The sequence below is a fragment of the Tessaracoccus sp. O5.2 genome, assembly GCF_964266725.1.
Lineage (GTDB): Bacteria > Actinomycetota > Actinomycetes > Propionibacteriales > Propionibacteriaceae > Arachnia > Arachnia lapidicapta.
The window spans coordinates 119,495-132,818 of record NZ_CAXWGV010000052.1 but is presented as its reverse complement, the minus strand read 5'-3'; the positions used below and the strand labels follow the sequence as shown (position 1 = coordinate 132,818).

At 71.0% G+C, this 13,324-nt stretch carries 12 protein-coding genes; 7 read left to right on the top strand and 5 right to left on the bottom strand.

The features are described from left to right. Positions 1-22: 22 nt before the first annotated feature. The 5 genes from ACFQPD_RS12480 to ACFQPD_RS12460 form a co-directional block, all read right to left on the bottom strand. Positions 23-2,536, bottom strand: a complete 2,514-nt coding sequence (locus ACFQPD_RS12480) for an FGGY-family carbohydrate kinase (protein ID WP_385901049.1) — start codon at positions 2,534-2,536, stop codon at positions 23-25. Next, positions 2,536-3,696 (bottom strand): L-rhamnose isomerase, encoded by a 1,161-nt coding sequence (rhaI, locus tag ACFQPD_RS12475; protein WP_385901047.1) that lies wholly within the window; start codon positions 3,694-3,696, stop codon positions 2,536-2,538. The genes ACFQPD_RS12480 and rhaI overlap by 1 nt, the downstream gene beginning before the upstream one ends. 72 nt (positions 3,697-3,768) lie before the next feature. Further along, positions 3,769-4,788: a LacI family DNA-binding transcriptional regulator gene (locus ACFQPD_RS12470; RefSeq protein WP_385901046.1), complete on the bottom strand. Its 1,020-nt coding sequence runs from the start codon at positions 4,786-4,788 to the stop codon at positions 3,769-3,771. 10 nt (positions 4,789-4,798) lie between these two features. Continuing rightward, complete coding sequence (locus ACFQPD_RS12465) at positions 4,799-4,957, bottom strand: hypothetical protein (RefSeq protein WP_385901045.1); 159 nt, start codon at positions 4,955-4,957, stop codon at positions 4,799-4,801. A gap of 138 nt (positions 4,958-5,095) precedes the next feature. Continuing rightward, positions 5,096-5,302: a hypothetical protein gene (locus ACFQPD_RS12460; protein ID WP_385901044.1), complete on the bottom strand. Its 207-nt coding sequence runs from the start codon at positions 5,300-5,302 to the stop codon at positions 5,096-5,098. 120 nt (positions 5,303-5,422) lie between these two features. On the opposite strand from ACFQPD_RS12460, the gene ACFQPD_RS12455 reads away from it, so the two are divergent. The 7 genes from ACFQPD_RS12455 (at position 5,423) to eno (ending at position 13,219) form a co-directional block, all read left to right on the top strand. Further along, the gene (locus ACFQPD_RS12455) at positions 5,423-5,815 is read left to right on the top strand and encodes a substrate-binding domain-containing protein (RefSeq protein WP_385901043.1); all 393 of its coding nucleotides are present in this window, start codon (positions 5,423-5,425) and stop codon (positions 5,813-5,815) included. 144 nt (positions 5,816-5,959) lie between these two features. Continuing rightward, positions 5,960-6,565, top strand: a complete 606-nt coding sequence (locus ACFQPD_RS12450; RefSeq protein WP_385901042.1) for a 50S ribosomal protein L25/general stress protein Ctc — start codon at positions 5,960-5,962, stop codon at positions 6,563-6,565. Further along, positions 6,562-7,143, top strand: a complete 582-nt coding sequence (gene pth, locus ACFQPD_RS12445) for an aminoacyl-tRNA hydrolase (protein ID WP_385901040.1) — start codon at positions 6,562-6,564, stop codon at positions 7,141-7,143. Before ACFQPD_RS12450 ends, pth begins: the two co-directional genes overlap by 4 nt. A 28-nt stretch (positions 7,144-7,171) precedes the next feature. Then, positions 7,172-10,654, top strand: a complete 3,483-nt coding sequence (gene mfd / locus ACFQPD_RS12440; RefSeq protein WP_385901038.1) for a transcription-repair coupling factor — start codon at positions 7,172-7,174, stop codon at positions 10,652-10,654. A gap of 79 nt (positions 10,655-10,733) precedes the next feature. Continuing rightward, positions 10,734-11,243, top strand: coding sequence for a hypothetical protein (locus ACFQPD_RS12435; RefSeq protein WP_385901036.1), 510 nt, complete (start codon positions 10,734-10,736; stop codon positions 11,241-11,243). Positions 11,244-11,252: 9 nt separating this feature from the next. Next, entirely contained in the window at positions 11,253-11,861 is a 609-nt protein-coding gene (locus tag ACFQPD_RS12430) for a MazG family protein (protein ID WP_068750540.1), read from the top strand. Positions 11,862-11,938: 77 nt separating this feature from the next. Then, the gene (eno, locus tag ACFQPD_RS12425; protein WP_068750542.1) at positions 11,939-13,219 is read left to right on the top strand and encodes a phosphopyruvate hydratase; all 1,281 of its coding nucleotides are present in this window, start codon (positions 11,939-11,941) and stop codon (positions 13,217-13,219) included. Positions 13,220-13,324 lie beyond the last annotated feature (105 nt).

Below are 13,324 nucleotides of genomic sequence, written 5' to 3'. Positions count from 1 at the left end.
CGGGGCCGGGGAGGGGCGGGGCTCAGGCCTTGGCGACCTGCTTGCGGTACGCCTCGGCCTCCCAGGTCTCGATGAAGCGCCGCTCCCGCTCGTCGAGCGCCCGGACCCGGCCCAGCGCGGTCGCGGCGCGCCCCACGGTCAGGGCGTCGACGTAGACCTGCAGGGCCGTCGTCGCCGACCTCTCCGAGTCACCCACGGCGACGACCCCGGACCCGGGCACCACCGCGACGACCGGGTCCACCCCGCGGGCCTCGCGGAACTCGGCCAGCCTCGGCTGCACCTCCGCGACGCCCGTGACGACGAGCGGGAACGAACCGGCGTAGACGATCTGGTCGGGGATGAGCGGACCCTCGACGAGGAACCGCGTGCCGGCCTCGGTGACGGGGAAGGCGCGGGCCAGGTCCCCGTCGTCGGTGGCGACGGCGGCCGCACCGACGGCGGCGCGGAACTCCTCGGCGACGGCGGCCAGGTCGGCGAGCTCGGCCTGGGCGGCCGCGGGGGTCTCCGCCGCCCTCGCCGCGGCCGCGGCGACCGCGTCCTCGATGCGCCGCAGGATCCGGTAGCTCTCCTCGGCGACGGCGGCCGGATCGTCGCCGGAGACGATGAGGCCGTGGTTCATGAGGAACGTGGCGCTGGGCGCCGGGCGGCCGGTCCGTGCCGTGAACTCCTCCCGGCGGGCCTTGATCTCACGGGCCAGGGGCAGACCGGGATCGACGTACGGCACCCAGAGGACGTCGTCGCCGAAGTGGTCGCGGGTGAGGCGCTCGCCGTCCGCGTTACAGGTGATGGCGTTGATCAGCAGCGGGTGGCTGTGCAGCACGTAGGTGTCGGGGATGAGCGCGTGGAACAGGATCTCCACCGACGGGCGGCGGGGCCCGTCATCGCGGCGGGCCAGCGTCGCGATGTGGTTGACCGGGTCGCCCAGCGCCGGGTCCGGGTCCGGCGCATCGAGCGAGTCGAGGAGCACGGCCAGGTCGAGGGGGACGAGGTCCTCGGCGGTGAGGGTGCCCATGGACACGCCGCTGGGCTTGATCCAGAGCACGCCGTCGGCCTTCGCCGACGAGTTGCCGCCGCCGGCGCGGGCGAAGGCCGGGTTGGCGCCGAACTCGTTGGACAGCGCGGTGATCGCGGCGAGCTCCTTCTCGGGGCGCGGGAGGTACTGGGTCACGGTGGTCGATGCCATCACGGTCCTTCTGAGGTCGGTGAGCGAGCCGGCGAGCAGCCCGACGGCGCGCGCCTGGATGAGGCAGTTGCCGAGTGCCGTCGCCTCGACCGGGCCTGCGGAGACGGGCAGTCCGGTGCGGTCGGCGGCGCGCTGGCACAGCAGAGTGTTCTGGGAGCCGCCGCCCACCACGACGATGCGGCGGGGTGAGCGGCCCGTGATCGCGGAGATCTCGGCGATGGCGTCGGCGTAGGCGTCGGCCAGGGACTCGATCAGGGCGCGGGTGAACACGGCGGGGTCGTCCAGCCGCGCGTCGCCGCCGGACAGGGCCTTGACCCGACCGACCATGTCGCCGGGTGGCAGCAGGCTCGGGTGCGTGGCGTCGAAGTGGGGCGCGTCCCGCACGGTGCGGGCCGCCGCGACCAGCTCCGGCACGGACAGGTCCCTGCCCTCCGCGGCCCAGTGCCGGACCGCCTCCGAGAGGATCCACAGGCCCATGACGTTCTTGAGGTAGCGGACGGTGCCGTCGACGCCGCCCTCGTTGGTGAGGTCAGCCGCCCGGGACTGCTCCGTGAGGATGGGGGCGTCGAGTTCCATGCCGACCAGCGACCACGTCCCCGACGAGATGAACACGTCGTCGTCGGCCAGGGGCGCTCCCACGACGGCGGAGGCGGTGTCGTGGGTGCCGACGGCGACCAGTGGGACGCCCGCGGCCGGGCCCTCCGTGATGGTGCCGAGCACCGTGCCGGGCTCCACCACCTCCGGGAAGATGCGCCGCGGAAGCCCGAGCCGGTCGACGAGCTCCCAGTCCCACTGACCCGTGAGTGGATCGAGGAGAGCGGTGGTCGACGCGTTGGTCCGTTCCGCCACCTCCCGCCCGGTGAGCCACGAGGCCAGGAGATCGGGCAGGAGCAGGAACCGCCGCGCCCGGTCGAGCCGACCGGCGGCGAGGTCGTCGGCCAGCTGGTTGACCGTGTTGAACGGCACGTCCTGCAGCCCCACCCGCGAGTACAGCTCGGCCTCGGAGATCCGCTCCCGCACGAGGGCCCGGCCGCGCTCCGTCCTGGGGTCGCGGTAGTTGAAAGGTTGTTCGAGCAGTCCGTCATCGCCGAGCAGGCCGTAGTCGACCGCCCAGCAGTCGATGCCGAGCGACACCACCGGCGCCGTGGCCGCAGCCATGGCCAGGCCGATCCCGGTCTGGATCTCCGCGAACAGCCCGGCGACGTCGAGCCGGAGCCCGTCGTCGGTCTGCCGGGCGGCGGTGGAGAACCGGTGGACCTCCGTCAGGTCGACGCGGCCGCCGGCGAGGGCGGCGAGCACCACCCGCCCGCTGGTCGCGCCCAGGTCGACGGCGATGACGGACTGCGCGGCCATCAGGCTCCCCAGCCCGCCTGCGCCCCGCCGACGCGCTCCTCGGCGATCTTGGCCAGGTAGCCGGACTCGGCGAACGCCTTCATCGGGTTGCCGGGCAGGCCGCGGGACTCGCGCCACTCGGCCAGCATGGGGCGCACGTCGGTGTAGAAGGCGTCCATGAGGATCTCGTTCGCGCCGAGGACGTCGTTGGCGTCCTGTGCCGCGGCCAGCTCGTCGGCGTCGAGGAGCAGCACGCGGGCCGTCATCTCCTGCACGTTGAGCACGGAACGGATCTGGCCGGGGACCTTGTCCTCGATGTTGTGGCACTGGTCGAGCATGAACGCCACGCCGGTGGCCGGATCGAAGCCGCCACCGCGCCGCACCTCCCACAGGATGCGGAAGAGCTGGAACGGGTCGGCGGCGCCCACGACCAGGTCGTCGTCGGCGTAGAACCGCGAGTTGAAGTCGAACGAGCCGAGCTTCCCCAGGCGCAGCAGCTGCGCGACGATGAACTCGATGTTGGTGCCGGGGGCGTGGTGGCCCGTGTCCAGGCAGACCAGCGCCTTGTCGCCGAGGGCGTTGACGTGCGCGAACGAGGTGCCCCAGTCCGGGACGTCGGTGTGGTAGAACGCGGGCTCGAAGAACTTGTACTCCAGCACGAGCCGCTGCTCCGGGCCGAGCTCGGCGTAGATGGTGGCGAGCGACTGGGCGAGCCAGTCCTGGCGGCGGCGGATGTCGCCCTGTCCGGGATAGTTGGTGCCGTCGGCGAGCCAGATCTTGAGGTCCGAGGAGCCGATCTCGTTCATGATCTCGAGGCACTCGAGGTGGTGGTCGATGGCCTTCCGGCGCACCTTCGGGTCATTGTGGGCCAGGCTGCCGAACTTGTAGGCCTCGTCCTGGAAGGTGTTGGAGTTGACGGTGCCGAGCTCCAGGCCGAGCTCCTCGGCGTAGGCCTTGAGCCCCGCCCAGTCGTCGACCTTGTCCCAGGGGTAGTGCAGCGCCACCTTCGGCGACAACCCGGTGAACCGGTTGACCTGCGCCGCGTCGGCCAGCTTCTCCTGGATGGTGCGGGGCGTGCCGGGCGAGCCGAAGACCCGGAAGCGGGTGCCGGAGTTTCCGTACGCCCACGACGGGACCTCGATGACCTGGGCCTCGAGTTGAGAGCTGATGGTGTCGATCATGGCGCCTCCTCGCGCTACTTAAATCGTTTCACAAACGAGTGATTGAAACGATACAACGATGGGGTTCGCCGGTCAACGGGACGTGGAGTCCCGGACGACGAGCGTGGGGGTGTAGACGATGGTGCGGTGCTCGTGGTCCACGCCCGCGTCGTGGTCCTCGAGCTCCCGGATGAGCAGATCCGCGGCGGCCCGGCCCAGGTCACGCCGGGGCTGGGCCACGGACGTGAGCGGCACGGTGGCCGCGGACGCGAACTCGATGTCGTCGTATCCGACGATCGCGACCTCCTGCGGCACCCGGATCCGGGCGGCGACGAGGCCCTGCAACAGCCCGATCGCGATCATGTCGTTGGCGCAGAAGATCCCCGTCGGGCGCTCCTCGGGGGGCAGCGTGGACAGGTGCTCGGCGGCCGACCGGCCGGATCCGAAGTCCAGCGCCGGCACGGACACGGCCAGCAGGGTGGCCCCGGCCTCGGCGGCGGCCTGCTCGGCGCCCTCGCGGCGGTCGCGGACCTGTGCGAGAGTCGAGGGCCCGCCGACGAAGGCGAGCCGACGGTGTCCCTGCGCGACGAGGTGCCTGACGGCGATGCGCCCGCCCTCGATGTCGTCGACGCCCACGGTGCAGCCGGCCTCGCCGGCGGCGCGGTCCACCAGCACCGAGGGGATTCTGGCGCGGTGCAGCGCCTCGACCTCCGCCGGCAGGGCCCCGATCGGCCCGAGCACGACGCCGCGGACGCGCTGATCGCGGAACGAGCGCAGGATCGCCGCCTCGCGGTCGGGGCGGTTGTCGGCGTCGCCGATCGTCGCCCCGTAGCCGGCCTCCTCGAGGCGGGCCTGGGCGCCGCGCAGGACGTCGGCGAAGAACGGGTTCGCGACGTCCATGACCGCCAGCCCGATGGTGCGGCTCCGGCCGGCCCGCAGCGCCTGTGCCTGCTGGTTCGGGGCCCAGCCCAGCGTCCGGATCGCGTCCTCCACCCGGGCGCGGGTGGAGGGGAGCACCCGGTCCGGGTTGTTGACGACGTTCGACACCGTCCCGATGGAGACTCGGGCCAGGTCGGCGACGTCGCGCATGCTGAGGCGGGGCTGCGGGTTCACGGGTCTATCCTCAGCCCTTCACGGCCCCGGACGTCATCCCGGCCACGATCTGACGCTGGAAGAAGATGTACATGATCAGCGGCGGGATCGTGATGAGCAGGATGTTGGTGAACAGCAGGTTGTAGGACGTGTTGAACTGGCTCTGGAAGTTGAACAGCGTCAGCTGCACCCGTGGCGTTCTTGTCGCCGGGCAGGAAGTACAGCGGATTCTGGAAGTCGTTGATGAATGCGAACGGCAGGATGAACACGACGGTGGTGACGGCGATCCCGATGATGCCGACGATGTAGCCGAGTGGCCGCATCTTGGTCACAGGACGACCTCCTTCGAGTTGAGCCACCGAGACAGAGGGTAGATGATCGCCGTGACCACGATGAACAACACGACGTTGCCCGCGGTGGACAGGCCGTAGAAGCCGGCCTGGTACTGCTTGTAGATGACCGACGCGATGACGTCGGACGCGAAACCGTGACGAAGTTGTCGAAGCCGACGAACGTCGCGTCGAACAGCGTCCACCGGGTGAAGGCTTAGTAGAACGACTGCACCGTCGGGACGATGAAGAGGACGAGGAAGACCAGCCCGCCCGGCAGGTAGAACCACATGGGGTAGATCTTGTCGATGTGGACCGTCGCAGGGATGGACGGTGTGTCCCTGCGCGACCTGCACGTCCCGGACCTCGAGATCGACGGCGGGATCGACGCGGGCCATGCACTGCTGTCGCTTCCGGACGACGAGCGGCCCGACGGCGTCATCTGTGTCGCGGACCTCACCGGCATGGCGATCGTCCAGGTGCTGTCGGGTGCCGGCGTCCGCGTGCCCGACGACATCCTCGTCATGGGATGTGACTCCAACATCAACGCATGGGGCGGCGTGCCGCTGACCACCGTGGCCCAGCGCGGCGACGAGATGGGCGCAGCAGGAGCCCGCATCCTGCTCGACGAGCTGGCCGACCCGGGCCGCCCCCCGACGCGCCACGTGATCCGGCCGGAACTGATCGAGCGGGCGTCCACGTCCCCGCGGCCCCGCTAGGCCACGGCGATTGGCCCGGCCGCGGGTGCTGAGGTAGGCTTGGCGGGCTGCCTGGCGAGGGACCCCCAGGGTCCGTGATCGACATGCCACTGTCCTCGCTCGGCGCCCGCACGCGTACACCACCCGAAGCTTGAGGAGTTCCGCATGGCAGACGTCACCCTGACCGCCACCACCCGCACCGAGTTCGGCAAGGGCGCCGCCCGCCGCCTGCGTCGCGCCGGCCAGACGCCGGCCGTCCTGTACGGCCACGGCACCCAGCCGGTCCACCTGGCGCTGCCCGCGCGCGAGACCTTCCTGGCGCTGCGCCAGGCCAACGTCCTCCTGCACATCACCGTCGAGGGCGAGAAGAAGCCGTTCCTCGCGCTGCCCAAGCAGATCACCCGCGACCCGATCCTCCCCGCCATCGAGCACGTCGACCTGGTGCTCATCACGGCCGGCGAGAAGGTCACGGTCGACGTGCCGCTGTTGTTCACGGGCGACGTCGAGCGCGGCGCGCTGGTGAACCACGACCTGTCGACGGTCAGCGTGCTGGCGCCCGCCACCGACATCCCCACCGAGGTCGAGGTGTCGCTGGAGGGCCTCGCCATCGGTGCGCAGATCACCGTGGCGGACCTGACCTTCCCGCAGGGTGTCGAGGCCGCCGTCGACGGCGACACGCTCGTCGTCAGCGTCGTGCCGGCGCCGGTCGCCGACCTCGGTGAGAGCGCCGAGGGCGAGACCGAGGCCGAGGGCGGCGCCGAGAGCGAGTGACCGACTCGACGTACCTCGTGGTCGGGCTCGGCAACCCGGGCCCGACCTACGAGGCCACCCGGCACAACGTCGGGTTCTGGGCCGTAGCGGACCTCGCGGACCGCTACGGCTCGTCGTTGTCCCTCAATTCCCGGCAGCGCGCCGAGGTCGCGACCGCGCTGGTGCCGGGCACGTCGATCCGGCTCGTGATCGCGCGGCCGACGACGTTCATGAACGACTCCGGCTCGGCCGTCCGCTCCCTGGCGACGTTTCACAAGGTCAAGCCGTCCCACATCGTCGTGATCCACGACGAGCTGGACCTGGACGCCGGCCGCCTGCGCGTGAAGCTCGGGGGCGGCGACAACGGGCACAACGGTCTGAAGTCCATCCGCGCCCACCTCGGGACCGGAGACTTCCACCGGGTGCGGGTCGGCGTGGGGCGCCCCCCCGGTCGGCAGGACGCGGCCGCCTGGGTGCTGGCGAAGATGAAGCCCGCCGAGCTGGAGGAGATGCGGGTGGATGCCGCCGTGGCGGCGGACGCCGTCGAACTGCTCGTGCGCGAGGGCCTGGTGGCGACGCAGAACCGCTACAACTCGTGATGTCAGAGGGCCGTGGAAGGATGGCGACGTGTTGTTCCCCGGACTGCTGACCGCACTCGAACGCGACCACGCCGTCGCCGCGACGCTGGCCGATTCCCGCCGCTCGGGCGTCACCACGCTCGACGTCACCGCCGTCCCCGCGTTCTTCCCGGTGCTGACGGCGGCCATCGCGGAGGAATCGGGCCGCACGGTGCTGCTGGTCACCTCCACCTACCGCGAGGCGGAGCAGGTGACGGCGGAGCTGGGCGGGTTGCTCGGCGAGGACGCCGTGGCCTACTACCCGGCCTGGGAAACCCTGCCCCACGAGCGGCTCTCGCCCCGCGCCGACACCGTGGGCCGCCGGCTGTCCGTGCTGCGGCGCCTCACCGGACACGCCGAGCTACCGGTGCCGCGCGTCGTGGTGGCACCCATCCGCTCCGTGCTGCAGCCGCAGGTCAAGGGGTTGGCGGACATGGCCCCCGTGCGGATCGCCGTGGGGGAGGAGTACCCCCTGTCCACGCTGCTCGCGGACCTCTCCGGCGCCGCCTACACGCGCGTCGATCTCGTGGAACGGCGCGGCGAGTTCGCGGTGCGCGGCGGCATCGTCGACATCTTCCCGCCCACCGAGGAACACCCGGTGCGCGTGGACTTCTTCGGCGACGAGGTGGAGGAGATCCGGTCGTTCACCGTCGCCGACCAGCGCTCCACGGGCGACACGCTGCCCGAGATGGTGGCCCCGCCGTGCCGCGAACTCCTGCTCACCACCCCGGTCCGCGAGCGCGCCCGGGCGCTGGCCGCCCAGCACCCCGAACTGGGGGACATGCTCGGCCGCATCGCCGAGGGTCACGCCGTCGAGGGCATGGAGGCGCTCACGCCCGTGCTGGTCGACGGCCTCGAGCTGCTCGTCGACGTGCTCCCGGCCGGGTCGCTGATCCTCGCGTCGTCGCCGGAGCTCATCCGCGCCCGCGCGATCGAGCTGGTCCAGACGAGCCAGGAGTTCCTGGAGGCCAGCTGGGCAGCGGCGGCCGGCGGGGGCACCTCGCCGATCGACCTCGGCGCGTCCGCCTACTGGAGCCTCGCCGACGTCCGTCAGCACGCGCTCGCCGTCGGCCACCGCTGGTGGTCGCTGTCACCGTTCGCGGCCGACGACGAGCAGACCATCGACGCGGACTCCGTGCACTCCCGCTCGGTCAAGGTGGGGGCCGTCGAGTCGTTCCGCGGTGACACGGAGGCCGCAGCCCGGCACATCGCCGAACGCCGCGCGGCCGGCTGGGGCGTGGTGCTCAGCGTCGAGGGACGCGGCCTGGCGCAGCGCATGGTCGAGCTGCTCGACGAGGCGGGCGTCCCCGCCGGCATCGACGACCTCACCGAGCCACCGGGCCCGGACCGGGTGACGGTCGTCGTCGCGACGCTCACGCACGGCTGGCGGGCCGACGAGGCCAAGGTCGAGCTCATCACCTCGACGGAGCTCACCGGACAGACGGTCACCGACCGCTCCGAACGGAAGCTCCCCAGCCGCCGCAAGGCCACCATCCAACCGCTCGAACTCAAGGCCGGCGACGCGATCGTCCACGAACAGCACGGCGTCGGGCGGTTCGTGGAGCTGGTGCAGCGCGTGGTGCAGGGCGCCACCCGCGACTACCTCGTCGTGGAGTACGCGCCCAGCAAGCGCGGACAACCCGGGGACCGGCTGTACGTGCCGATGGACCAACTCGACCAGCTCAGCCGCTACGTGGGGTCGGAGGCGCCGGCGCTCGACAAGATGGGCGGCGCCGACTGGACCAAGCGGAAGGCCAAGGCCCGCAAGGCCGTCCGGGAGATCTCGGCCGAGCTCATCAAGCTCTACGCGGCCCGGCAGGCCACCCGAGGGCACGCCTTCGGGCCGGACAACGTGTGGCAGCGCGAGCTGGAGGACGCCTTCAGCTTCGTCGAGACGCCGGACCAGCTGTCGGCCATCACCGAGGTGAAGTCCGACATGGAGAAGATCGTGCCGATGGACCGGCTGATCTGCGGCGACGTCGGCTACGGCAAGACGGAGATCGCCGTGCGGGCCGCCTTCAAGGCCGTCCAGGACGGCAAACAGGTGGCGGTGCTGGTGCCCACCACGCTGCTGGTGTCGCAGCACTACCAGACCTTCGCGTCGCGGTTCGCCGGCTTCCCGGTCCACCTCGCGCAGCTGTCGCGGTTCCAGTCCGACGCCGAGTCCAAGAAGATCCTCGACGGCCTGGCCACCGGCCGCATCGACGTCGTCATCGGCACGCACCGCCTCCTGAGCAAGGAGGTCCAGTTCAAGGACCTCGGGCTGGTCGTCATCGACGAGGAGCAGCGGTTCGGCGTCGAACACAAGGAGCGCCTGAAGGCCATGCGGGTCAACGTCGACGTCCTGTCGATGTCCGCGACGCCGATCCCCCGCACGCTCGAGATCGCCATCACCGGCATCCGCGAGATGAGCGTCATCGCCACGCCTCCGGAGGAGCGGCACCCCGTCCTCACGTTCGCCGGTCCGTACGACGACGCGCAGGTCAAGGCGGCCATCCGGCGCGAGCTGGCGCGCGAGGGTCAGGTGTTCTTCGTCCACAACCGCGTCGGCACGATCGAGAAGACGGCCGCGCACCTGCGCGAACTCGTGCCCGAGGCGCGCATCGTGACCGCGCACGGCCAGATGAGCGAGACGCGCCTGGAGCAGGTCATGCTCGACTTCTGGGAGCGCAGGGCCGACGTCCTCGTCAGCACCACCATCGTCGAGGCGGGCCTCAACATCCAGAGCGCCAACACCCTCATCATCGACCGCGCCGACACCCTCGGCCTGTCCCAACTGCACCAGCTGCGGGGCCGCGTCGGCAGGTCCCGCGAGCGCGGCTACGCCTACTTCCTGTATCCGCCGGACAAGCCGCTGACGGAGGCGTCGCACGAACGCCTCGCGACGATGGCCGCCAACACGGACCTCGGCTCCGGCATGGCCATCGCCATGCGGGACCTCGAGCTGCGCGGCGCCGGCAACCTGCTCGGCGAGGACCAGTCGGGGCACATCGAGGGCGTCGGCTTCGACATGTACCTGCGCATGGTGGGGGAGGCCGTCGCCAGCTACCGCGGCGACGACGTCGAGCCGGAGCCGCAGATGCGCATCGAGCTGCCCATCGACGCCCACCTCCCGGAGGACTACATCGAGTCCGAGCGCCTGCGCTTGGAGATGTACAAGCAGATCGCGGAGATCCGCACGGAGGCCGACATCGATTCCGTCCGGGCCGAGCTGGCGGACCGCTACGGGGAGCCGCCGGCCCCCGTCGTCGCCCTGCTCGGGGTGGCGCGGCTGCGGATGCTGGCCCGCGAACACGGCGTCCAGGAGATCGTCCCCCAGGGCAAGGTGGTGCGGTTCGCGCCGGTCACGCTGCCCGATTCCCGGCAGGTGCGGCTGCGCCGGCTCTACCCGGGTGCCACCCTCAAGCCGGGCGCCGAGCAACTGCTTGTGCCCAAGCCCGACGGGGACCACCTCGCCTGGGCCACGACGCTGCTGACCCAGCTGTACGGCTGACGCCATCGGGCCGCCGGAGAGCCATGCGCTAGGCTGGCCCGCAGTGTCACCGCCCTCCTGTTCCACCGAGAGGACCCCCATGAAGCTGACCCGCCTCATCCCGATGGCCGCGGTCGTCGCGGCAACCGTCGCCGCCGGCTGCAGCCCCATGCCGAGCACGGCCGCCCAGGTCGGCGATGCTCGGATCTCGGAGGCGCAGCTGACCCGCGTTGCCGAGGGCTGCGAGTCGGTCGGCCTCGGGCCGGACCAGGTGCAGCGCAGCCAGCTCCTCATGTCGGAGATCCTCGGACTCATCGCCGACGACCTCGCCGCCGACAACGGCCAGACCGTCACCGACGAGGAGGCCCAGGCGGTGCTGCGCGAGACCAACGGCACCAGCCCCGCGCTCGGCAATCCGGACTGCGCCCGGGTCGCCGCCAGCGGCGCGAAGCTGCAGATCCTGGTGACTAAGCTGGGGGAGAACGCCGACATCGCCGCGCTTCAGCAGCAGTTCGAGGCGGTCGACGTGCAACTCAACCCGCGCTACGGCACGTGGGACCCCGCCGGCGCCGGGATCACCGGCACCGGGTCGCTCTCGGTCCCCTCCTGAGCCGCCCGGATGGCCTCTGAGCTCGAGCGGCTGCGCGGCATCATGGCCGAGCTCCGCACGAAGTGTCCCTGGGACGCGGAGCAGACCCACCGGTCGCTGCTGAACCACCTCATCGAGGAGGCGTGCGAGGTCGTCGACGCCGTCGAGGCCGGGGACGACACCGAACTGGTCGAGGAGCTGGGCGATCTGCTGCTCCAGGTGTACTTCCATGCCCGCATCGCCGAGGACGAGGGCCGCTTCACGCTCGACGACGTGGCCCGCGGCATCTCCGACAAGCTCGTCAGGCGGCATCCGCACGTGTTCGCCGACGAGGACGTGCCGTCGGACATGTGGCAGTCCTGGGAGGAGCGCAAGCGCGCCGAGAAGGGCCGCTCGTCCGCCCTCGAGGGCATCGCGCAGTCCCTGAGCGTGCTCGGGCGGGCGCACAAGGTGGTGTCGCGGACACGATCCCACGGCGTCGCCGTCGACCTGCCCGACGAGCCGATCGATGAGGAGAGCGTCGGCGCGGAGATCGTCGCCCTCGTCGCCCGCGCCCAGGCCCACGGAATCGACGCCGACGCCGCCGCCAGGCAGGCGCTCAGGGCGCTCGAGGAACGCATCCGCAGCGCGGAAAGTTAAGCCGTCCCGCCGACGCTTTCCTGCCCCTGGATAGCTAGGCTGGACCCGCAAGAGAACAACTCTTCGAAAGGGAGCACATGGCATCCATCGAATTCATCCAGGCACGCGAGATCCTCGATTCGCGCGGCAACCCGACCATCGAGGTCGAGGTCGAGCTCGAGTCGGGTGCGAGCGGTCGCGCCGCCGTCCCGTCGGGTGCCTCGACCGGCGCCTTCGAGGCCGTCGAGCTCCGTGACGGTGACAAGGGCCGCTTCGGCGGCAAGGGCGTGCTGACCGCCGTCCAGAACGTCACCGAGGCCATCGGTGAGGAGATCCTCGGGCTCGACGCCTCCGAGCAGCGCCTGGTCGACATGGCGATGCTGGAGCTCGACGGCACCGAGAACAAGGCCAAGCTGGGCGCCAACGCCATCCTCGGCGTCTCGCTCGCCGTCGCGCACGCCGCGGCGGAGGAGGCCGGCCTGCCGCTGTACAAGTACGTCGGTGGCCCCAACGCCCACATCCTGCCCGTCCCGATGATGAACATCCTCAACGGCGGGTCCCACGCGGACTCGAACGTCGACATCCAGGAGTTCATGATCGCCCCCATCGGCGCCGAGAGCTTCGCTCAGGCCGTCGAGATGGGCGCCGGTGTTTACCACGCGCTCAAGGCCGTCCTCAAGGAGAAGGGCCTCAACACCGGCCTCGGCGATGAGGGCGGCTTCGCCCCCAACCTCGAGTCCAACCGCGCCGCCCTCGACCTCATCCTCGAGGCGATCAAGAAGGCCGGCTACGAGCCCGGCGCCGACGTGGCGCTCGCGCTCGACGTCGCGGCGTCCGAGTTCTACAAGGACGGCGGCTACCAGTTCGAGGGCACCTCGAAGACAGCCGACGAGATGATCGACTACTACGCCGAGCTCGTCGACGCCTACCCGCTGGTGTCCATCGAGGACCCGCTGAACGAGGAGGACTGGGACGGCTGGAAGGCCATGTCGGACCGCCTGGGCAGCAAGGTCCAGATCGTCGGCGACGACCTGTTCGTCACCAACGTCACCCGCCTGCAGAAGGGCATCGACACCGCCACCGCCAACGCGCTGCTGGTGAAGGTCAACCAGATCGGCTCGCTGTCGGAGACCATCGACGCCGTCGACCTCGCGCACCGCAACGGCTACCGCACGATGATGTCGCACCGCTCCGGTGAGACCGAAGACGTGACGATCGCCGACCTCGCGGTGGCGCTCGGCTGCGGCCAGATCAAGTCGGGCGCCCCGGCCCGCACCGACCGCGTGGCGAAGTACAACCAGCTGCTGCGCATCGAGGACGACCTGGACGAGGCGGCTGTCTACGCCGGCCGTTCGGCGTTCCCGCGTTTCAAGGGCTGAGTTACCCGGCCTGATCCGGCACACTGGGTCAGTGCCTCAGACTCCTCGGAACAAGCCGACACGCAATGGTCCGGGACGCGGTACGCCGCGGTCCCGGACCACTGC